Source organism: Pseudomonas putida (assembly GCF_022627325.1).
In the GTDB taxonomy this organism is placed as follows: Bacteria; Pseudomonadota; Gammaproteobacteria; order Pseudomonadales; family Pseudomonadaceae; genus Aquipseudomonas; species Aquipseudomonas putida_X.
The window spans coordinates 135,529-156,645 of sequence record NZ_JAETZZ010000010.1; the positions used below are offsets into that span (position 1 = coordinate 135,529).

Below are 21,117 nucleotides of genomic sequence, written 5' to 3' on the forward strand. Positions count from 1 at the left end.
CACCCTTGGTTGCGGCCCCTCTTTTGATTCGGAGCCAGACGATGAGCAACGAAAAGTACGAAAAAGGCTTGCAGATCCGTACCCAGGTGCTGGGCGAGGACTACGTGAACCGCTCGATCCAGAACGCCGACGACTTCACCAAGCCTTTGCAGGAGCTGGTTACCGAGTACTGCTGGGGCCACGTCTGGGGCCGCGATGGCTTATCGCTCAAAGAGCGCAGCATGATAAACTTGGCCATGATTTCCGCGCTCAACCGGCCCCACGAGCTCAAGCTCCATATTCGCGGCGCCTTGCGTAATGGCCTGAGCCGTGAACAGATTCGCGAGATCCTGCTCCAGGTCGGCATTTATTGCGGCGTACCCGCGGCGGTGGACAGTTTCCGCCTGGCCCGCGAAGCGTTCGCCGAAGCCGATGCGGAGTCAACCCGTTAACAACGGGCTGTTCGAACCACTGCAGGGAGCACCTCGGTTCGGGGTGTTCCGCGATGTTGGCGAAACAGCCTCATAAAGAGCGCACCTGATGAAACGCCAGCCACTCGACGACAGCTTCAAGGTCAACCGCAACCCCGTAACACTGCGTGAAATCGTGCTCGACAAGCTGCGCGGCGCGATCATGAATTTCCACCTGCTCCCCGGCGATCGCCTGGTCGAGCGCGACCTCTGCGACCGCCTTGGTGTCAGCCGTACCTCAGTGCGTGAAGCCCTGCGTCACCTGGAGTCCGAAGGCCTGGTGGAATTCGCCGATGCCAAGGGGCCACGCGTGGCCATCATCACCCTGGAAGACGCCCGCGATATCTACGAGCTGCGCTGTGTACTCGAAGGCCTGATCGTGCAGTTGTTCACCCTCAATGCCAAAGCCAAGGACATACGAGCCCTGGAGCGGGCGCTGGAGGTCAACCGCGAGGCACTCGAGGAAGGCGAGCTGCAGCAGGTGCTGGACTCTGTCCAAGGCTTTTACGAGGTGCTGCTCGAAGGCTCCGGCAACCAGGTCGCAGCGCAGCAGCTGCGCCAGTTGCAGGCGCGCATCAGCTACCTGCGCGCCACCTCGGTGTCGCAGCAGAACCGCCGCGGCGCCAGCAACCTTGAAATGGAAAAGATCGTCGACGCCATCAAGAGTGGCGACCCGCTGGTGGCCCACCAGGCCTCGGTCGACCATGTGCGCGCCGCCGCCAAGGTGGCCCTGGACTACCTGCGCCAGAAGCAGGACGACAACACCAAGGTGCGCGACATGGTCGAGCCTCTGGCCCTCAAGGAACCCCGCATCGAACCCCGCATAGGCCGCTGACCATGCCCAACGCCCCGCGCTACTGCCCGCACTGCACCACAGAACTGGCCCGGGGCGTTCCCCATGGCGACACCCATGAGCGCCTGCACTGTACCGGGTGCGGCTATGTCCACTACATCAACCCGAAGATCATCGCCGGCTGCATCATCGAACGCGATGGCAAGTACCTGCTGTGCCAGCGGGCGATCCCGCCGCGCCCCGGCACCTGGACGCTGCCGGCCGGGTTCATGGAAGCGGGCGAAACCACCGAGCAGGCAGCGCTGCGTGAGGTCTGGGAAGAAAGCGGCGTGCGTGCCGAAATCGTCTCGCCCTACTCGATCTTCAGCGTGCCGACAATCAGCGAGGTGTACATCATCTTTCGCGCGATCGCCACCGAGGAGACCGGCCAGTACGGGCCAGAAACGCTGGCCTACACGTTCTTCGAACCCGACCAGATCCCTTGGGACGAGATCTACTATCCGGCGATACGGCAGATTCTCGAGCGTTACATCCTCGAGCGGCAGGCTGGGGTGTATGGGATCTACATGGGCAATGACGACACCGGCAAGGTGCACTTCATTCGTTGACCCTGCTGCGGCCTGATCACCGACATAGACAGCATAAAGCCCTCGCCAATCGGTTATTCTCGGTGCACCCTTGGCATCCCCGGCAAAAGGATGGGCGGAGCACACATGGCTAAATGGCTGGACGGCGGCGGGCTGATGGCCGAGCGCATTCGCAATCACGACTGGACCACGACCTCCCTGGGCCCGATCGAGACCTGGCCTGACGTACTCAAGACCACCGTGGCCCTGTGCCTGGCCTCGCGCTTTCCTCAGGCGATTCTCTGGGGCCCCGACCTGCTTACCCTGCACAACGACGCGTTCTTGCCAATCCTTGGCAAAAAACCCGGTGCGCTGGGCAAGCCGTTTCGCGAAGTGTGGCAAGAAGCCTGGGCCGACATCTCGGCCATGGCCGAACGCGCCCTGGGCGGCGAAGCCGTCTATATCGAAGACTTCCCGCTGACCATCGACCGCAACGGCGGCCCGGAGCGTGCTTACTTCACCTTCTGCTACAGCCCCATTCGTGACCAGAACGGCGAAGTGGTGGGCATGCTCGACACGGTCACCGAGACGACCAGCAGTGTGGTCACCAACCAGCGGCTGGCATTTCTTGACGACCTGGGGCGGGCCGTGGCGAATGCCACCGATCCGGACCGGGTAATGGCCATCACCACCGGCATGCTGGTGGAGCACCTGCAGCTGTCCAGTTGCGCCTATGCCGTGATGGATGCCGACCAAGATGGCTTCACGATCTGCGGCGACGCTGTCGCCCCCGATTCCCCACGGCTGTTGGGCCAGTACCGCCTGGCTGACTTCGGCCGCCTGGCGGTCAGCCAACTGCGCAACGGCCTGCCGCTGGTGATCAACGACAACCTGAACGAGTTGGCCAGTGACGAAGCTGCCACCTTCCAGGCCATCGGCATTACCGCCACCATCTGCATGCCATTGGTCAAGGACGGCCGACTCACCGCGCTGATGGCCATCCACGATAAAATGCCACGGCGGTGGACGGGCTACGAACAGGCGCTGATCGGGGAAGTGACAGAGCGTTGCTGGGCGCATATCCAGCGGGTCCAGTCCCACACCGAAGTGCGGGAGGCGCTGGCTGCGCTCGAATCGCTCAACGCCACCCTGGAACACCGCGTCGAAGAACGCACTACCCAACTGCTGCATACCGAGGCCGTGCTCCGCCAGGCCCAGAAGCTCGAAGCCATTGGCCAGCTGACCGGTGGCGTCGCTCATGACTTCAACAACTTGCTCACCATCATCCGCTCGTCGCTGCACTTCCTGCAGCGCCCCAACCTCGAGCAAAGCCGCCGCGAACGCTACCTCAAGACCATGGCCGACACTGTCGACCGCGGCGCCAAGCTGACAGGCCAGTTGCTGGCCTTTGCCCGCCGTCAGGCATTGAGCCCCCAGCTATTCGAAGCCGGGGCGCGCCTGCAGGCCATGGCCGACATGCTCGACACCGCCACAGGGGCGCGGATCCAGGTAGCACTGGAGTTGCCGCCGACGCCATGCCACATCCGCGCCGACCTCAGCCAACTGGAAACCGCGGTGATCAACCTGATGCTCAATGGCCGTGATGCCATGGCCGGCGAAGGCACCTTGCATTTGCGCCTGCTGCCCAACCAACGCATGCCTGGCCTGCGCGACCAGCAGGCACACGACGGGCCGTTCGCCGCCATCTCAGTGGTGGACAGCGGTGCTGGTATCCCGGATGAACTGCTCGAGCGCATCTTCGACCCGTTCTTCACCACCAAGGCACCCGGGGAAGGCACGGGGCTCGGGCTATCGCAGGTGTTCGGTTTTGCCAAGCAATCCGGGGGGGATGTGGAGGTTGCCAGCGTCCCGGGCCAGGGGACGACCTTTACCCTGTACCTGCCGCAAGAGGAACCGCCTGCCGAGCACGCCGATAGGGCCGCCGAGTTCAGCGCCCCTCAGGTGAACGGCGCGCGGCGGCGGATACTGGTGGTGGAAGACAACCCCGATCTGGGCAATTTCACCGCGCAGATCCTCGAAGACCAGGGGTACCGAATCTGCTGGGTGAACTCAGCGGAGCACGCCTTGGTGGAGCTGGCAGGGCCGGCAGGCGACTTCGATGCGGTATTTTCCGATGTGGTCATGCCCGGTATGGGCGGCCTGGCCCTGGCCCGCGAGCTACGCCGCCAGCGCCCGCAATTGCCGGTGATCCTCACCTCCGGCTACAGCGACGCGATTGCCGAAGGCGGCCACGAGGGGTTCACCTTTCTGGCAAAGCCGTACTCGGCCGAGCAAGTCTGCCAGTTGCTTGGCAAGGTGCTGGCGCCTTGAAGGCCGTCAAGGCCTGCCGGTAAGCAGGCGCGCCACACTCTGCGCCAGCTCTGCGCGCCGATACGGCTTGCGCAACACCTCGAAGCCCTTGAGTTCGCGCGGTGTCAGGTTGGCATAGCCGGTTATGATCAGCACGGGCAGGTCAGCCTGGCGCTCGCGCATCCGTTGAGCGAACCGCACCCCGGTCATATCCGCCATCACATGATCGGTCACCAGAACATCAGGCCACCAGCCCTTTTCTACCAACTGCCACGCTGCAGCGGCACTGGCCGCTTCGGTCACCTGATAACCCAGGTCGCGCAACTGCAAGGCTGTGGCATGGCGCACGATCTCTTCGTCGTCCACCAGCAGCACGCGACGCGCAGGGTCTGCCAGCGGCACCTCTGCCCGTTCACTGTCACGACACACCGCAACCCCATCGCTGCTCGGCAGCCACAACGTGGCAACCGTACCCTGCCCTTGCTGCGAGCGTATCTCGAAGCCGCCACCGGACTGTACGGCCAGCCCCTGAACCATCGGCAGGCCAAGGCCGGTGCCCTTGCCTACGCCTTTGGTGGAGTAGAACGGTTCGACGCAACGGCGCAACTGATCTTCATCCATGCCACTGCCACTGTCGCGAACCTGCAGCCACACCATCTGCGCCGCCGCCAGGGCCGCTGGCCTTTCGGGGCCCTCGCCATCAAGCCCGGCGCAGATGCTCAGGGCGCCACCTTCGAGCATGGCGTCGCGTGCGTTGACCGCCAGGTTCAGCAGCGCCAGCTCAAGTTGATGAGGGTCTACGACCACCGCAGGCAAAGCCGGGTCAATCTGCACGCTCACCGCGATGGTCGGCCCCAGTGATCGGGCCAGCATCTCGTGCATGTCCTCTACCAGAGCGGCCAGCGAAACTGCCTGGGGCTTGAGGGTTTGCCGGCGGGCGAAGCTGAGCAAGCGCGCGACCAGATTGCGTGCCCGTTCGGCAGCCTGCAGCCCCCCATCGATCAGGCGCGGGGCACGGTCGGACTGTGGGTGCCGGCGCAGCAGTTCGAAAGAGCCGATGATAGGCGTGAGCATGTTGTTCAAGTCATGGGCAATACCGCCAGTCAGTTGCCCGATCATTTCCAGCTTATGCGCTTCGTGCAACTGCAGCATCGCGGCCTCACGCTGGGCGAGTGCCGCCGTGACGCGCTCCTCCAGGCTGTCGTTGAGCAGGTGCAGGGCGCGTTCTGCGCGGGCATGGGTGATGGCCGCCCAGCCTTGCTTGGCCGTCTCCTCCACCAAGCGGCATTCCTCTTCAAGCCACTGGCGCGGGCCATGACAATGCACGCTGAGCATGGCCTCCAGGCGACCGCCACGCAGCACCGGCACATGCAACGTCGAGCACAGGCCGCCCAGGGGTGACGTTGCACTGTCATACGCTTGCTGCACCACCTGCCCTGCCGCCAGTCGCTCATGCAGCGCAGCGCCGTAGCGCGCGTAGCGGTGTTGCCCGACCAGCGATGGCACGCCATCAGCCCAGTCGTGCGCAACCTTGAACCCTACGCCGTCGCCCTGATCCTCAGCGAAACAGACCTGCGTCGCACCCAAGTGCTCAGCCAGGCGGCTCACCACGTAGGCTTCGATGCGATCGGCTTCACCCAACCCAGGCAACGTGCGGCTCAACGCCAGCAAAAACGCCTGATTCTGCTGCAAGCGTACCCGCTCGGTGGTCTCGGTGACCAGGCACAGCACCCCGCCGACACTGCCATCGGCCTCACGCACCGCGGAATACGACACATCGAAGTACACCGTTTCGCCCGCACCGTGGCGCTCTATATAAAAGGGGCGATCCTTGGCCGAAAAGGTCTGGCCAGTCTCTCGCACGCCACGCAGCAACGGTTCCAGGTCATGCCACAGTTCGCGCCAGTATTCCTGGGCTGGGCGCCCTAAAGCGTGGGGATGCTTGCTGCCAATGGTCGGCGCGTAGGCGTCGTTGTAAAGCGCTGCGAAGGCCTCCCCCCAGAACAGCACGAACTGGGCCTGGGCCGGCAGTAATGTGGCCATCACCGCCTGCAGGTGGGGCGACCATGATTGCGGCGGGCCGAGCGGTGAATCGCTCCAGTCCATCGTCTGCAGCCGTGTGCCGATGGCACCGCCATTGAGCAGAAAGTGCGGCGGCTTTGGGCTTTCGTGTCGTTGAAGCGGTTTCATCTCTGGGAAGTCCCGGGCACATTGCCATCCATCTGAAGATAAGAGATGTGCAATAAACAGTTCGTTCCCCAACGCACTGCAATCGGGCAGCTCGCACCACTACCGTCCACACGTGTGCACGCATGCCTGGCCGAACCAGCCAAGCCCGCGCCTTCCAGCCCGGTGGCGCGCTCTTTGCTACCACTGCCCTCTTAACCTTTTGTCAGCCTTAGGTTTTTTAAGGTTTATGGGCACATATTTACTAATTTCTCGTTCCCCCCGCTCCCCGCATCATCGCTCCAACAAGAACGCGTCGCCCTTCGCCGGCACGCACCCGGGCAGCACCCGATGCCCCACCTTGCCTTGGAGTCAGTCATGACCAGTGCAGCCAATTCGGCACCCCTCATAGAAAAACACACGATCGGCTACGTGCCGCCACAAGACCGCCATGGAAAGGTAAGGGATCTGTTCACGCTGTGGTTCGGCGGCAACATCGCGCCGCTGCCCATCGTCACCGGCGCGCTCGGCGTGCAGCTGTTTCACCTGAACCTGCTGTGGGGCATCGTCGCCATTCTGGTCGGCCACCTGGTCGGCGGCGTGTTGATGGCACTGCACTCAGCGCAAGGCCCGCAAATGGGCATCCCACAGATGATCCAGAGCCGCGCCCAGTTCGGCTCGCTCGGGGCACTGCTGGTGGTGGTGATCGCCGGGGTGATGTACATCGGCTTTTTCGCCTCCAACATCGTCCTGGCCGGCAAATCGCTGCATGGCGTGGTAGACAGCGTGCCGGTACCGGTGGGTATCGTCATCGGCGCGCTGGGCTCGGGAATCATCGGCATCATCGGCTATCGCTTCATCCACGTACTCAACCGCATCGGCACCTGGGTCCTGGGCATCGGCATCGTGGTCGGCTTCGGCTACATCTTCAGCCACGTGCAGAGCGACGATTTCCTGACCCGCGGCGGCTTCAACCTGGCCGGCTGGCTGGCCACCGTGTCGCTGGCGGCGCTGTGGCAGATCGCCTTCGCCCCGTACGTGTCGGATTACTCGCGATACCTGCCGGCTGACGTGAAGGTATCTTCGACCTTCTGGACCACCTACCTGGGGTCGGCGCTGGGCTCGAGCCTGTCGTTCATCTTCGGCGCCGTAGCGGTGCTGGCGATCCCCGCCGGCATGGACACCATGGATGCGGTCAAGCTCGCCACCGGCACCCTCGGCCCGATCATGCTGGTGCTGTTCCTGCTCAGCGTGATCAGCCACAACGCCCTCAACCTCTACGGCGCAGTGCTGTCGATCATCACCCTGATCCAGACCTTCGCCTACCGCTGGATCCCCACCGCCAAGAGCCGTGCGGTACTGTCGCTGATCGTGCTGGCGGCCTGCTGCGTAGTGGCAGTGTTTGCCTCAGCCGACTTCATCGGCCACTTCGTCGACATGGTGCTGGTGTTGCTGGTGGTGCTGGTGCCGTGGACTGCGATCAACCTGATCGACTTCTATGTGATTCACAAGGGCGACTACGACATCCAGTCGATCTTCAAGGTCGATGGCGGTATCTACGGGCGCTACAACCCGCAGGCGCTGGCCGCCTATGCCGTGGGTATCGTGGTGCAGATCCCGTTCATGAACACGCCGCTGTACGTGGGGCCGATCTCCGAGCACATCAACGGCGCCGACCTGTCCTGGCTGGTGGGCCTGCTGATCACTTCGCCGCTGTACTGGTGGCTGGCGAGCCGCGACAGTGCCTATCGCCGTCGCCAGACCAGCGCCAAGCTCGCCGCCGCTGCCTGACCCGGCAGAGGGCGCAGGGCGTGGCACGATCACAATCGCCTGGAAACGGGCGGTTGTGGCAGCCTCAGGGCGCCGCCAGCCACTGCGCAGTGATGCTGTCGTAGCTGCCGTTGGCCAGGCTCAGGTGCAACCACTGGTCGACGTAGCCTTTCCAGGCCACATCATCACGAGGCAGCAGGAAGGCTTTTTCGCTGTACTGCATGGCGCGCTCCGGGTTGACCGCGCACAACCCGGGCTTGAGCTTCTGCTGATAACGGGCTTCGCTGGCGTCAGTGATCATCACATCGGCCTTGCCCGACAGCAGCTCGTCGAAAATCGTCACGTTATCGTGCAGGCGTATGCTCGCCTGGCCCAGATGCGCCCGTGCGAACGCCTCGTTGGTGCCACCAGCGGGTTCGATCACCCTGACCTGGGGCTGGTTGATTTGCGCCACGGTCTGATAACGCTGCACATCGGCGCAGCGTACCAGCGGGATCTTGCCGTCGACGCCCAGTGACTCGCTGAAAAATGCCTTCCTCTGCCGCTCCAGTGACACCGAAATGCCCCCGACTGCAATGTCACAGCCTTGGCCCAGGAAGTCCGGCATCAGGGTTTTCCAGGTGGTGGGCACCCACTGAATGTTCACATCGAGGCTCTTGGCCAGGGACTGTGCCATGGCAATGTCGATGCCTTCATAGCTGCCGTCCGCACGCAGGGAAGAATAGGGCTTGTAGTCGCCCGTCGTGCAGACCTTGAGCGTACCGCGCTGAAGCACCTCGTCGAGGCGCGAAACGGGGGGCACGGCCAGGGCCGTGCCGGTCATGGCTGCCAGCAGGCAGAAGGTCAAGGGTGCTTTCATGCGTTCGGGTCCTTGTGAGCAGGGTTGATTAAGGTCATCTGCGCCTCGCGCCCCAAACAGATACACCAGGTGCCCGGCTTTCGTGAAGATATCTTCACATTCTTGTATCTGGCCTGCGCGGCCAATAGCATCAACGCAAATCCGAATCATTAACATCATGGGTAGTTCGATGTATCTGTGCGATTTGCCGCATCAGCAAAAAGCGTTCGTGACCGAGGTTCTGAAGGCGGACACCTCTGACTGCCTCAGCCAGCGCCTGCAGGATATCGGATTTGTCCCCGGTGAACCTGTAACGGTAGTGGCGCGCGCACCGTGGGGAGCAGACCCCATTCTGGTACAGGTTGCCGGCACCCGCTTCGCGCTGCGCCGCAATGAAGCCATGCGCATCGTGGTGGAGGTCGCCGTCTGATGTCCGGGACCCGCTTAGCCTTGGTCGGCAATCCGAATTGCGGAAAGACAGCCCTCTTCAACGTGCTCACCGGTGCGCGGCAAAAGGTGGCGAATTATGCTGGCGCGACGGTCGAGCGCAAAGAGGGCGTGGTTCGCACAGCGTCAGGCCGCGCATGCCGGGTTCTCGATTTGCCGGGCACCTACAGCCTGTCTGCCGTAAGCGACGATGAACGGGTGACACTGCGCGTGCTTCAGGGCGACTACCCCGGCGAGGCTCGCCCCGATTTGCTGCTGTGCGTCGTAGACGCCACCAACCTGCGTTTGCACCTGCGCTTTGTCCTTGAAGTCCAACGCTACGGCATCCCCATCATCCTGGTCTTGAACATGGCCGATGCTGCACGCAAGCGCGGCATATGCATCGACACCCGCAAGCTATCAGCGGCGCTGAATGCGCCTGTCGTGCAAACCATCGCCGTTCATCGCGACGGGGCTGACGAGCTGCTCAAGGCGCTCGATGCACCCTGCGAACACCAGGTTGCAGCGGTACCGATGGAAGAGGACCTGCACACCCGGGTTCGTCAGATTCTCGCCACTTGCGTGGTAACCCCGCAGGTGGGGGATACACGCGTAGATGCCATTGACCGATGGCTGATACACCCCCTGGTGGGCCCTTTAGTGCTGTTGACGGTCATGCTGGTGGTTTTTCAAAGCGTCTACCTGGTGGGTAAACCCATCACTGACGCCATCGCTGACGGTTTCGACCTGCTGGCAACGCTGACCCGTACCCTTTTACCTGCCGGCCCGCTACAAGGGTTGCTGTGCGACGGGTTGATCGGCGGCCTGGGCACCGTGTTGGGTTTCATGCCGCAAATTCTGGTGCTGTTCTTCTGTATTTTCGTTCTGGAGGAGTCCGGTTATCTGCCCCGCGCAGCGTTCATACTCGATCGACTGATGCGAGGGGTGGGCCTGTCGGGCCGCTCGTTCATCCCCTTGCTGTCGAGCTTTGCCTGCGCCATCCCGGGCATCATCGGGGCACGCAGCATCAGCGACCGTTACGACCGGCTCACAACCATACTGGTAGCGCCGCTGATGACTTGCTCGGCACGCTTGCCGGTGTATGCCCTTCTGATAGGCGCGGTGATACCCGACAAGACCATAGCCGGGGTGCTCGGCTTGCAGGGGCTGGTACTGCTTGCGCTGTATGTGCTGGGGATCGTCGGCGCCATGGCCGTAGGCTGGGTATGCAAGCGCCTGAGGCCCACGGCCATGGCGCAACCGCTGCTACTGATGGAGCTGCCGGCCTACAGGATGCCCTGCGCAAGGGACCTGGCCCAGAGACTGTGGGAGCGTGGTTATCTGTTTCTGAAGAAACTCACCGGGGTGATCCTGGCCCTCACCGTCATCATGTGGTTCATCTCGACATTCCCAGCGCCCCCCGCCGGTGCAGCCGGAGCCGCTATCGATTACAGCGTGGCGGGCTATCTGGGCAAAGCCCTGCAGCCGCTTTTTGCTCCGCTGGGTTTCAACTGGCAGATTACCCTGGCACTGATCCCGGCTTTCGCAGCCAGGGAAACGGCGGTGGCAACGCTGGCGACGGTGTATTCAGTGGCCAGCGCCGAGGATGTGTCGTCGCTTGGCCACGTGTTGTCGGCGCAGATCTCGATGGCCAGCGCGCTGTCGCTGATGGTCTGGTTCGCATTCGCGCCTCAATGCATGTCGACCTTGGCGGTGATCCGCAAGGAGACTGCCAGTTGGCGACAGGTGGGTTTGGCGTTTGGCTACATGTTCGTTGTGGCGTACGTCATGGCGTGGCTGACCTACAGCATCGTTCGGGCCGCCTCATGAGCCTCCTGGTGCAGTACGCCATCGTAGCGCTCGTGCTGCTCGGCTGCGCGCGCAGCCTGTGGCGCCGTTTGAGATCGTCGGCAACTGGTGGTTGCGCAAGTGACGCGTGTGGCAGCTGCTCTGCAGGGTGTCAGCCAGCGCAAAGGATACCGGCTGAAAATCTGCCAACGCCGACCAAGGGAAGCTCCGACCAAGCGCCGTGACGGGCAGGCCTTCTATCACCCTGGGCGGCGCAGGCTGCTCAGGGTTTTCGTCGCTCTCCGCTGGCCATCGAGTGAAACGCGCCGGGCCTGAACACTATGAGCCCTCCGGCAGCAGGCTACGGTCGAACATGAACGGCCGATCACCTTGTGGCGTATATTGATACAACTGCTGCGGCCTGCCGAGCCGCGGCTGATTCTTCTCCCCCGTATCGCGCACCCAACCCAGCTCGCGCAGTCGCTCCAGGCGCTTGCGCAGCGAGGTGTTGTTAACGGCCTGGCCCAGGCACGCCTGCATCGCGCCTAATGCATCGAGCACCGTGAACTTCTCGGCCAGCAGGTTCAGCGGCAGGCTGCTGTACACCGTCTTGCTCGCCAGCCGCTCGCGGGCACGTTCTACCAGCAGGTTGTGATCGAACGGAAGCAGCACCTTGCGGCCCAACACACTGTCCAGGTCAACAAAGGCCAACTGGTCACCTTCGACCTGCTGCTGAGGCGCGAGCAAGGCCAGGTAATAGGTGCTCAACGACCAGCCACGCGGGTCCCGGAAGGCGTTGCCTTCAGTACCGACCTGCTCCAGGTAGCGCGGCTGCACCCGGGCTTTTTCACCCAATGCGCGCTCGGCAGCGGCCTGCAGGCTGGTGTCCGGGGTGCGGCCATTGACCAGCACCCCGGGCAAAGCCCACTGAGCGGCATGGGGCTCGCGCTCGCGGCGATGCAACAACACTTGCAGATGCTGGGCTTCGGGGGCCAGACGCAGAGCGACGATATCGACGCTGGCCAGGACTTCGGCTGTACTCACCAAAAGACTCCACTGTTCAATGGCGCAATATTCCACCAGAGCACTTAACTAGAGCAAGCATCTTTCCAAGCCTGATATGCACTTGACATACTTACACCACCAGGTGGAATATATGGTCAGCCCAGCGAGGAGAGCCCCATGAAAATCGCCAGTTTCGATGTCGACGCGCAAAACGGCTTCACCGCCAATGCCCCACAGGAATTGCCGGTGCCCGAAGGCAATGAAATTGCCGCCGACCTCAATGCAATGGCCCGACGCGCCGACCTGCGCCTGGGCAGCAAGGACGCGCACCCAGCCAATGCTGCGTGGGTGGTCACAGAACCTGGGCAAATGCTGCAACCCCTGGCGCTGGCCAATGCCGACCTGACCTGGGTCAGCCACTGCGTGCCAGGTACGCCGGGCTTCGAACTGTTGCCCGGCCTGCCCGCCCCCATTGATTACGACTACTTCGTGTGGAAAGGCGTCGAACCCGACCTGCATCCCTACGGTGCCTGCTACCACGACCTGGCCGAGCGGCGCTCCACAGGTGTCATCGAATACCTCAAAGTGCAGCAGGTTGGCGCGGTGATCGTCGGTGGCCTGGCCCTGGACTACTGCGTCAAGACCACCGCCCGGCAGCTACGCCAGGCAGGCTTCCAGGTGCTGCTGTCCCTGCCGGCCTGCCGCGCCCTCACCCAGGAAGGCGCCATTACCGCCTGCGGCGCACTGGCTGCAGACGGCGTCATCCTCTGCGGCGACGAGGCCGCGCTCGACCATCAGCTCTCTCTGATCAAGGACGTCCGCCCATGAGTGAAAGCGTTTTCGGCCCACGGATCATCCAGAACCTGCTGGATACCGACTTTTACAAGATCACCATGATGCAGGCGGTGCTGCACAACTACCCCAACGCCGAGGTGGAATGGGAGTTTCGCTGCCGTAACGGCGAGGACCTCGCCCCCTACCTGGCCGAGATTCGCTATCAGGTGGAGCAACTGGCCGACGTCACAGTCACCCACGACCAACTGGCCTATCTGGAGAAAATCCCGTTCATCAAGCCGGACTTCATCCGCTTCCTCAGCCTGTTCCGCTTCAATCTGCGCTATGTCCAGGTCGGCCTGGATGACGCTGGGCAACTGGCGATTCGCGTGCGCGGGCCCTGGTTGCACGTGATTCTCTACGAGATCCCGCTGCTGGCGATCATCAGCGAGGTGCGCAACCGCTACCGCTATCGCGAAGTGGTGATGGAACAGGTGGGCGAGCGGCTATACCAGAAACTGGACTGGCTCAAGGCGCAAGCCAGTGCCGACGAGTTGGCGGGCCTGCAGCTGGCCGATTTTGGTACCCGGCGGCGCTTCTCATACCGTGTGCAGGAGGCCGTGGTACATACACTCAAGCGCGATTTTCCGGGGCGTTTCGTTGGCACCAGCAATGTGCACCTGGCCCGCGAATATGAGCTCAAGCCCATCGGCACCATGGCCCACGAATGGTTCATGGCCCACCAGCAACTTGGCCCGCGCCTGGTCGACAGCCAGGCTGCCGCGCTCGAGTGCTGGGTGCGCGAATACCGTGGGCTGCTGGGCATCGCGCTGACCGATTGCATCACCATGGACGCGTTCCTGGGCGACTTCGACCTGTACTTCGCCAAGCTGTTCGATGGCCTGCGCCATGACTCGGGCGACCCACTGGCCTGGGCCGAAAAGGCCATCGCCCACTACGAGCAATTAGGCATCGACCCGCAAGGCAAGACGCTGATATTTTCCGATGGGCTCAACTTCGCCAAGACACTTGAGCTGTACCGGGCCTTGCACGGTCGCATCAATGTGAGCTTTGGCATTGGCACCAACCTGACCTGCGATATCCCCGGCGTCGAGCCAATGAACATGGTGATAAAGATGACGACCTGCAACGGCGCGCCGGTGGCCAAGATCAGTGACAGCCCAGGCAAGACTCAATGCCGCGATGAGAACTTCGTGGCGTACCTGAGGCATGTCTTCAACGTCGCCTGAACACGCTCATGTCCACCGCCCGGCCTATTGGCCAAGCGGCTTTTACGGCGCAATACATCTAGCTTCACATTCATTCGCGCACCCCGTCGGTTAATACGAAAGTAGAGGGAGCGAGTGCCTTGCACCCAGCGTCGGAATTAAACACAGCCTTTTCTGTGTGAATTCACGAGGTGCAAGATCATGGCTAACGATCAAGGCAAAAGTGGACAACAAGGCGGCACTCCCCAACACAACCCGGACCAGGTATCCAATGACCCGAACAAAGCATGGGAAGAGGGACGTCAAGGCGGCCAGATGCCCGATGACCAGTGGGAAAACGATCCGCAGCGTTCAGGGGGTGGTGCTCAGCAAGGAGCAACCGGCGGCCATGGCTCTGGTAGCCGCGCCGACACCGATGTTGAGAAAGGTATGGATTCCGACCCACAACTCGATGACGAAGAAGACAGCGGCATGAACAAGGACGATCGCTGATCCTCACAGGCCAGGGCGGAGGGAACGCCCTGGCCGTTAACCTGTACAGCGCGGTCGCATCCAGCCATTCAGCAATCCCGTATCGAAGACACCAGCTGACTGCCAACTCAGGCAACTTCAAGCAACCTTCACTACATGGGTGTCACGTACACAGCGACATGAACCGCGCCGCTGCCCGTGACGGCGTTGCCGCGTGTGGCAGCAGAATGGAAAAATGCCTGACCAACGGCTGTGGGCCAATGTGCAAGCGCTGCAAGGCGCCACCCTCATGCCTGATCGACATCGCCGAAACGAAGCCGATGCCCATCCCTGCCCGCACCGCCTCCTTCACCCCTTCGACGCCGGCGATTTCCAATGCTACGCGCATGGCCACGCCACTGCGCGCGAACGCCCGCTCGACAACCTGCCGAACTCCGGAGCCGCTTTCACGCAGCACCAACGGGAAGCTGCCCAGGGCCTCCAGTGTCTGGCGCGATTGGTTGGCCAACGGGTGACCGCTGGGCACGATGGCGACGATCTCGTCCTCGCGCCACGGCGTCACACTGGTGCCCAATGGCAACTCCTGCCCGGGCGGGCCTTCGATCAGGGCAATGTCCACACTGCCCAGCGCCGACACGATCTCTGCGGTGTTGCCGTGCAAGGTGCTTACCTGCACCTCGGGATACTGCGCGTGAAAGTCGGCGATCAAGTAAGGCAGCAGGTAGCTGGCGGGCGTAGTGCTGGCACCGATGCGCAAGGTGCCGCGCTCCAGCCCGCGCATGGCGTCGCGCAGTGCCTGGGCCTGGCGAAAGGTTTCGCGCAAGCGTTCGGCATGGGCCAGCAGCTGCTCGCCGGCCGCGGTAAGCCGCACACCGCGGCCGGCACGTTGGTATAAAGGCTCGCCGAATGCGTCCTGCAGCAGCTTGAGCTGGCCAGAGACAGCCGGCTGCGACAAGTGCAAAGCCAACGCCGCATGGCTGATATTGCCATGCTCGGCAACGGTGGCGAACGTTATCAGTTGTTCCGGGGTCATCCATGCAAAATATCAGCTACACGGATATTTGCCATCCTGAATTACGATTTTTTATAAGCTTATAACCAAATTAAAGTAGGCCTTGTCGATCCACTGTCCGGAGGACTCACATGGCCACGGTACCTTCCAACCCTGCCTTTGCCCCTACCCTCTCTACCCGAGGGCGGCTCAACGGCATCCTGTTCGTCGCATTGTTCGCGTTCGCCGTCACCCAACTGGCGGCCCTGCCCTTCATCGCCAAGCTGGGCATCAGCCCGCTCATCGTCGGCATCGTCGCCGGTGCCCTCTATGGCAACGCGCTGCGTGATGGCGTACCGGCCAGTTGGGCGGCGGGCATCAATTTTTCTGCCCGCGGGCTGCTGCGTATCGCGGTGGCGTTCTTTGGCCTGCGTGTCAGCCTGCAGGAAATCGCCGAAGTCGGCTGGGCAGGCCTCACGGTATCGCTGCTGGTGGTGGTCAGCACCCTGCTGGTCGGCCTGTGGTGTGGCATGAAGCTGCTGAAACTGGACCGTGATACCGCCTTGTTGACCGCCGCCGGCAGCGCGATTTGCGGCGCCGCGGCAGTGCTGGCCTTCGAATCGGCGCTGCGCAGCGCGCCGCACAAGAGTGCCATGGCCGTGGGTAGCGTGGTGCTGTTCGGCACCCTTTCGATGTTCCTGTACCCGCTACTGATCAACAGCGGCTGGTTGCACCTCGACACCCTGGGTGCCGGGCTGTTCCTGGGCGGCACCGTGCATGAGGTTGCCCAGGTGGTGGGCGCGGCAAGCAATGTAAGCCCCGAGGCCACGCATGTCGCGACCATCGTCAAGATGACCCGGGTGATGCTGTTGGTGCCCGTGCTGCTGGTGGTGGGCGCCTGGATCAGCCGTACCCGCCTGCCGGGCCAGGCACAAGGCAACGGTCGCATCGCCATGCCCTGGTTCGCCTTCGGCTTTCTCGCCCTGGTGCTGGTGAACTCGCTGCAGGTTTTGCCAGGCAGCGTGACGCAAGCGGTCAACAGCCTGGACACCTTCGCCCTGACCATGGCCATGACCGCATTGGGCATGGAGACACGCTTGAGCCAGATCCGCCAGGCCGGCCCGCGGGCGCTTGTGACCGGGGCGATTCTCAACCTGTGGCTGCTCGGTGGCGGGCTGGCGATTACGCTGGGTGTGCAAAAGCTCTTCGCATGACTTATGGTGTTGTCAAAGAAGGATGTTTTACCTGCACAGGAAAGACTTAGATGCCCCAACGCCATGTCATCAATGCATCCGTCAGCCCCAAAGGCAGCCTGGAGACGCTGTCGCAACGTGAAGTCCAGCAACTGAGTGAAGCCGGCACCGGAAGCCTCTACACCCTGTTCCGCCAGTGCGCCCTGGCCATCCTCAACACCGGCGCCCATGTCGACAATGCCAAGACCATCCTCGAGGCCTACAAGGACTTCGAGGTACGCATCCACCAGCAGGACCGCGGCGTGCGCCTGGAGCTGCTGAACGCTCCCGCCGATGCCTTCGTCGATGGCGAAATGATCGCCAGCACCCGCGAGATGCTGTTCAGCGCCCTGCGCGATATCGTCTACACCGAAAGCGAGCTGGCCAGCCAGCGCATCGACCTGGAAACCTCCCAGGGCATCACCGACTACGTGTTCCACCTGCTGCGCAACGCCCGCACCCTGCGCCCGGGCGTCGAGCCGAAAATGGTGGTGTGCTGGGGTGGCCATTCGATCAGCAGCGAGGAGTACCAGTACACCAAGAAGGTCGGCCACGAACTGGGCCTGCGCAAGCTGGACATCTGCACCGGGTGCGGCCCGGGCGTGATGAAGGGGCCGATGAAAGGCGCCACCATCGCCCATGCCAAGCAACGCATGCACGGCAGCCGTTATCTGGGCCTGACCGAACCGGGCATCATCGCCGCCGAGGCGCCCAACCCGATCGTCAACGAACTGGTGATCCTGCCGGACATCGAGAAGCGTCTAGAAGCCTTCGTACGTGTCGGCCACGGCATCATCATCTTCCCCGGTGGCGCCGGTACTGCCGAGGAATTCCTCTACCTGCTCGGCATCCTGATGCACCCGGACAACCAAGACCTGCCGTTCCCGGTAGTGCTGACTGGGCCGCGCAGTGCCGAGGCGTTCCTGCTGCAACTGCATGCCTTCGTGGGCGCCACGCTGGGTGAGGCCGCCCAGCGCCACTATCAAATCATCATCGATGACCCGGCCGAGGTGGCGCGGCAGATGGTCGAGGGGCTGAAGGAGGTCAAGCAGTTCCGCCGAGAGCGCAACGACGCGTTCCACTTCAACTGGCTGCTGAAGATCGACGGCGGTTTCCAGCACCCGTTCGACCCGACCCACGCCAACATGGCCGAGCTGGCCCTGCGCCGCGACCTGCCGCCGCATGAACTGGCCGCCAACCTGCGTCGGGCGTTTTCCGGCATCGTTGCCGGCAACGTCAAGGACAAGGGCATCCGCCTGATCGAGCAGCATGGGCCGTACCAGATCCGCGGTGACAGTGCGGTTCTGGAGCCACTGGGGCACCTGTTGCAAGCGTTCGTCGACCAGCACCGGATGAAGCTGCCGGGTGGCGCGGAGTATGTGCCTTGCTATCAGGTTGTGACCTGAAGAAAAACGGGCCGCACTGCGGCCCATCGCCGGCAAGCCGGCTCCCACAATGATGGGGAATGCCTCCAGGAAGTTGGGCACTAATCCAATGTATTGAGGCAGTCCAGTAAGTTGAAGCCCCCGCCGCACCGGTGGGCTGGCTTGCCAGCGATGGGCTGCGTAGCAGCCCTAATGAAGCTGACTCACTGGCATTGGGATGACTGCACCTGTAAGGGCCGGTTGACGCGCTACCTGGCGGGGTTCATCTCGCTGCGCTCGAGCAGGCGAATACTGTTACGCCCGCCACGCTTGGACTGATACAGCGCCACATCACCCTGCTCGATCAACGCCGCCAGGCTTGCCGGTGGCTGGTCGAACAGGTTGGCGCCGATACTCAGGGTCACCGCCTGCGGGGTCGGCATTGCCTGCTCGGCAAATTGCTGGAACTGGCTACGCAAAACGCCACCCAGCTCCACCACCCGCTCACTGCTGGTATCGCTGAGCAGGATGACGAACTCATCCCCACCCAGCCGCGCCGCCAGTGACCGCTCTGGCAACACCGCACGGATCATCTCGCTGAGCGTGACCAGCAGCCGGTCGCCGGCCGCGTGGCCATGCAGGTCGTTGACCAGCTTGAAATTGTCGATATCGATCAGCAGCAGCGCCCCAGGCCGCGCCGGGCTCACGTCTTTGAACAGGGGCGTGGCGCGGACCTCCAGCGCGCGGCGATTGTACAGCGCCGTCAACGGATCGCGGGCAGCGAGCCGGGCGATCCGCTCTTCACGCCGATAACGCACGGTACCGGTCATCGACAGGGCGATCAGCATGATTGCCATGGCCCCCTCGACCAGCGACACCTGGATGATCAGGCCGCCAAAGGTCGCCAGGTCGATCAGCGTGCCAGGCGTCACCGCGATGCCAGCCTTGATCACATAGAACAGGCCATGGATGAGCAGCACATACCGCAACTGCACGGCCCCCACGCTCAGCGACTTGCCGTGCGGGCGCAACAGCAGGCTGGCCTTGAGCGTGAGCAGCGCCACCAACAGCGAGTTGACCATCAGCATGACCTTGGACCACTGTGGCCCTACGGGCAGCAGCAGCAAGGCGAACCAGGCAACGACGATCAGTAGCCAGGCCCGCGACAGGCGGGTCTGGGTAAAGCGCAGCACCCCCAGCAGGAAGAACGCATGCGCTACCACCAGCAAACCGTTGGCGAACCAGATACCGATCAACAGCAGGCCGATCCCGCGCAGCAGGGCCAGGGTGGAGCCGACGGTGATGGTAGCGAAACCCGCGCTCCAGAACAGCAGCGAGGGTTCGCGGACGCTGCGCCACTCGATCGCCAGGTACAAGGCTGCAGCGGCAGCCAGGGCGATCGTGATGGTCAGCATCGTGGGTGGATCAAGCGCCATGAAAGTTTTGGCCTATCTGGTTAACGTGGAAAACGGCTGATTGTATTCGTTTGCCATGACTTTTCAGAGAGGTAAAAAACGCCTTACAACACCCGCTTGATCAACGGCTCCAGGCGGCTGTAACGCAAGCGGCGCAAGAACCTGCGCACCTCTTTGGGGTGCTCGGCCTTGACCCCCAATGCTTGCGCCGAGTCGATCTTCGGGGCATGCCGGCGAATACCCTCCAGCTCCACCTCCCGCGGCACCGTCCACTCGCCCAGCGGGTCGTCGATCAGCAGCCCGTTTTCCAGGTCCAGGTTGAACCCGCGTGGGTTGAGATTGTTGCCGGTCAGCAACGAGTAACGCTGATCGACCCAGACGCCTTTGGCATGAAAGGTGTGCCCAGGGTCGCTCCAGATCCGAACCACCAATTGGCCGCTGACGATGCCGGCATGGCGCCGCCGGACGAACGCACGCAGGTTGTCCTCGTACAGGTAGGGCAAGGCGCCACTGGCGCTGAACGGCTCGCCCGGCGCGATATAAAAGTCATTGGCCGTCCGATGGCCGATGATCAGTTCCACCCGCACGCCACGCTCCAGGGCGTGGTCGATCTCACGCATCAATACTCGGGGCGGGTTGAAATAAGGCGTGCTGATGATGATCTGCGACCGCGCCGCGGCCAGCAGCGCGCACAGCGTGCGGTTGAGCGGGTTGCCGCGGCCAACCCCGAGCAACGGCATCACCCGCATGCCCTGCCCTGCAACGGCAGCCGGTGCGTCATACGCCATGCGCCGCAACCGTGCACGCAAGCGGCGAATATCGCCGCGCAGGCTGCGGTTGGTCGGTGGCGCCGGCAGGTCCAGCCGCGGCGTCGCAGTGTGGTGCAGCAGCCGGCGTACCAGGCCGACCATGGCATCAGCCAGCGCAGGCGACTGGAACAGGTGGTAACGGTCCAGCCGGTAGCGGTCGAAACGGTGCAGGTAGACGTTGTTCAGGCTGGCGCCGGTATAGATCACGCAGTCATCGATGACGCTGCCCTTGAGGTGCAGTACGCCGAACAGCTCACGGGTTTGCACCGGCACGCCATGGATGACCACGTCCAGCCCACGTAACTGGCGCTGGGCCTGGTACCAGGCGGCATTGCCCGGCTGGCGCCCGGCGCCGAGCAGGCCACGGCGTGCGCGAAACCAGTCGACCACGATAAGGATCTCCAGGCTCGGCCGCGCCGCTTTGGCCTGGTACAGGGCATCCAGCACTTCCTGCCCAGCCTCGTCCTCCTGCAAGTACAAGGCGACGATGACGATGCGCCGGGTCGCGGCGCCGATGCGCTCAAGCAAGCAGGTGCGATAGGCCGCGGCATCGGGCAACACCTGGATGGCCTGCGGCGCGATGGCGAAACCCGGCAGCGCCGCCAGCATGGATTCGGGGTTCAAATAGTTTCACCTTCTGTCTGCATTGAGGTCCATTCCTGGCTATCGCGCCGGGGTGTAAGATCGACCCGGCAACGATCCATAACAACAAGAAACATGC

Annotated in this window: 18 protein-coding genes; 12 read left to right on the plus strand and 6 right to left on the minus strand. The window is 63.0% G+C overall.

What is annotated here, in order from left to right; translation table 11 throughout:
- Positions 1 to 41: 41 nt before the first annotated feature.
- The 4 genes from JNA92_RS16990 to JNA92_RS17005 all read left to right on the plus strand — a co-directional run bounded on the left by JNA92_RS16990 (position 42) and on the right by JNA92_RS17005 (position 4,139).
- The gene (locus JNA92_RS16990) at positions 42 to 431 is read left to right on the plus strand and encodes a carboxymuconolactone decarboxylase family protein (RefSeq protein WP_012314144.1); all 390 of its coding nucleotides are present in this window, start codon (positions 42 to 44) and stop codon (positions 429 to 431) included.
- Between the two features lie 88 nt (positions 432 to 519).
- Positions 520 to 1,284: a GntR family transcriptional regulator gene (locus tag JNA92_RS16995; protein ID WP_012314143.1), complete on the plus strand. Its 765-nt coding sequence runs from the start codon at positions 520 to 522 to the stop codon at positions 1,282 to 1,284.
- 2 nt (positions 1,285 to 1,286) lie between these two features.
- Entirely contained in the window at positions 1,287 to 1,850 is a 564-nt protein-coding gene (locus JNA92_RS17000) for an NUDIX hydrolase (RefSeq protein WP_241805825.1), read from the plus strand.
- A gap of 105 nt (positions 1,851 to 1,955) precedes the next feature.
- A complete protein-coding gene (locus tag JNA92_RS17005) occupies positions 1,956 to 4,139 on the plus strand; it encodes an ATP-binding protein (protein WP_241805826.1) in 2,184 nt (727 codons plus the stop codon).
- Between the two features lie 6 nt (positions 4,140 to 4,145).
- Here JNA92_RS17005 and JNA92_RS17010 read toward each other — a convergent pair whose 3' ends face one another.
- On the minus strand, positions 4,146 to 6,308 hold the full coding sequence (locus JNA92_RS17010) for a response regulator (protein WP_241805827.1): 2,163 nt from the start codon (positions 6,306 to 6,308) through the stop codon (positions 4,146 to 4,148).
- 354 nt (positions 6,309 to 6,662) lie between these two features.
- Between JNA92_RS17010 and JNA92_RS17015 the strand changes: the two genes are divergently transcribed.
- Positions 6,663 to 8,075, plus strand: a complete 1,413-nt coding sequence (locus tag JNA92_RS17015; RefSeq protein WP_241805828.1) for a purine-cytosine permease family protein — start codon at positions 6,663 to 6,665, stop codon at positions 8,073 to 8,075.
- A 64-nt stretch (positions 8,076 to 8,139) separates the two neighbouring features.
- Here the strand turns inward: JNA92_RS17015 and JNA92_RS17020 are convergent, their stop codons facing one another.
- Positions 8,140 to 8,913, minus strand: coding sequence for a transporter substrate-binding domain-containing protein (locus JNA92_RS17020; protein WP_241805829.1), 774 nt, complete (start codon positions 8,911 to 8,913; stop codon positions 8,140 to 8,142).
- A gap of 169 nt (positions 8,914 to 9,082) precedes the next feature.
- Here JNA92_RS17020 and JNA92_RS17025 point away from each other — a divergent pair, with 169 nt between their 5' ends.
- Both JNA92_RS17025 and feoB read left to right on the plus strand, forming a co-directional pair.
- Positions 9,083 to 9,322: a FeoA family protein gene (locus JNA92_RS17025; RefSeq protein ID WP_241805830.1), complete on the plus strand. Its 240-nt coding sequence runs from the start codon at positions 9,083 to 9,085 to the stop codon at positions 9,320 to 9,322.
- Positions 9,322 to 11,148, plus strand: a complete 1,827-nt coding sequence (gene feoB, locus JNA92_RS17030; RefSeq protein WP_241805831.1) for a ferrous iron transporter B — start codon at positions 9,322 to 9,324, stop codon at positions 11,146 to 11,148. The genes JNA92_RS17025 and feoB overlap by 1 nt, the downstream gene beginning before the upstream one ends.
- A gap of 297 nt (positions 11,149 to 11,445) precedes the next feature.
- Here feoB and JNA92_RS17035 read toward each other — a convergent pair whose 3' ends face one another.
- Entirely contained in the window at positions 11,446 to 12,150 is a 705-nt protein-coding gene (locus JNA92_RS17035) for an NUDIX hydrolase (protein WP_241805832.1), read from the minus strand.
- Positions 12,151 to 12,288: 138 nt separating this feature from the next.
- On the opposite strand from JNA92_RS17035, the gene JNA92_RS17040 reads away from it, so the two are divergent.
- The 3 genes from JNA92_RS17040 to JNA92_RS17050 all read left to right on the plus strand — a co-directional run bounded on the left by JNA92_RS17040 (position 12,289) and on the right by JNA92_RS17050 (position 14,606).
- Positions 12,289 to 12,939: a nicotinamidase gene (locus JNA92_RS17040; protein WP_241805833.1), complete on the plus strand. Its 651-nt coding sequence runs from the start codon at positions 12,289 to 12,291 to the stop codon at positions 12,937 to 12,939.
- The gene (gene pncB, locus JNA92_RS17045; RefSeq protein WP_241805834.1) at positions 12,936 to 14,135 is read left to right on the plus strand and encodes a nicotinate phosphoribosyltransferase; all 1,200 of its coding nucleotides are present in this window, start codon (positions 12,936 to 12,938) and stop codon (positions 14,133 to 14,135) included. The genes JNA92_RS17040 and pncB overlap by 4 nt, the downstream gene beginning before the upstream one ends.
- A gap of 180 nt (positions 14,136 to 14,315) precedes the next feature.
- On the plus strand, positions 14,316 to 14,606 hold the full coding sequence (locus tag JNA92_RS17050; protein ID WP_241805835.1) for a general stress protein: 291 nt from the start codon (positions 14,316 to 14,318) through the stop codon (positions 14,604 to 14,606).
- Positions 14,607 to 14,748: 142 nt separating this feature from the next.
- Here the strand turns inward: JNA92_RS17050 and JNA92_RS17055 are convergent, their stop codons facing one another.
- Positions 14,749 to 15,618 carry a LysR family transcriptional regulator gene (locus tag JNA92_RS17055; RefSeq protein WP_241805836.1) on the minus strand — a complete coding sequence of 290 codons (870 nt, stop codon included), beginning with the start codon at positions 15,616 to 15,618 and terminating at the stop codon, positions 14,749 to 14,751.
- 110 nt (positions 15,619 to 15,728) lie between these two features.
- On the opposite strand from JNA92_RS17055, the gene JNA92_RS17060 reads away from it, so the two are divergent.
- Together JNA92_RS17060 and ppnN are read left to right on the plus strand one after the other, a co-directional pair.
- A complete protein-coding gene (locus JNA92_RS17060; RefSeq protein WP_241805837.1) occupies positions 15,729 to 16,790 on the plus strand; it encodes a YeiH family protein in 1,062 nt (353 codons plus the stop codon).
- Positions 16,791 to 16,840: 50 nt separating this feature from the next.
- Positions 16,841 to 18,214 (plus strand): nucleotide 5'-monophosphate nucleosidase PpnN, encoded by a 1,374-nt coding sequence (ppnN, locus tag JNA92_RS17065; RefSeq protein WP_241805838.1) that lies wholly within the window; start codon positions 16,841 to 16,843, stop codon positions 18,212 to 18,214.
- Positions 18,215 to 18,441: 227 nt separating this feature from the next.
- Here ppnN and JNA92_RS17070 read toward each other — a convergent pair whose 3' ends face one another.
- Together JNA92_RS17070 and pssA are read right to left on the minus strand one after the other, a co-directional pair.
- A complete protein-coding gene (locus tag JNA92_RS17070; RefSeq protein WP_241805839.1) occupies positions 18,442 to 19,608 on the minus strand; it encodes a GGDEF domain-containing protein in 1,167 nt (388 codons plus the stop codon).
- 83 nt (positions 19,609 to 19,691) lie between these two features.
- A complete protein-coding gene (pssA, locus tag JNA92_RS17075; protein ID WP_241805840.1) occupies positions 19,692 to 21,020 on the minus strand; it encodes a CDP-diacylglycerol--serine O-phosphatidyltransferase in 1,329 nt (442 codons plus the stop codon).
- Positions 21,021 to 21,117: the final 97 nt, after the last annotated feature.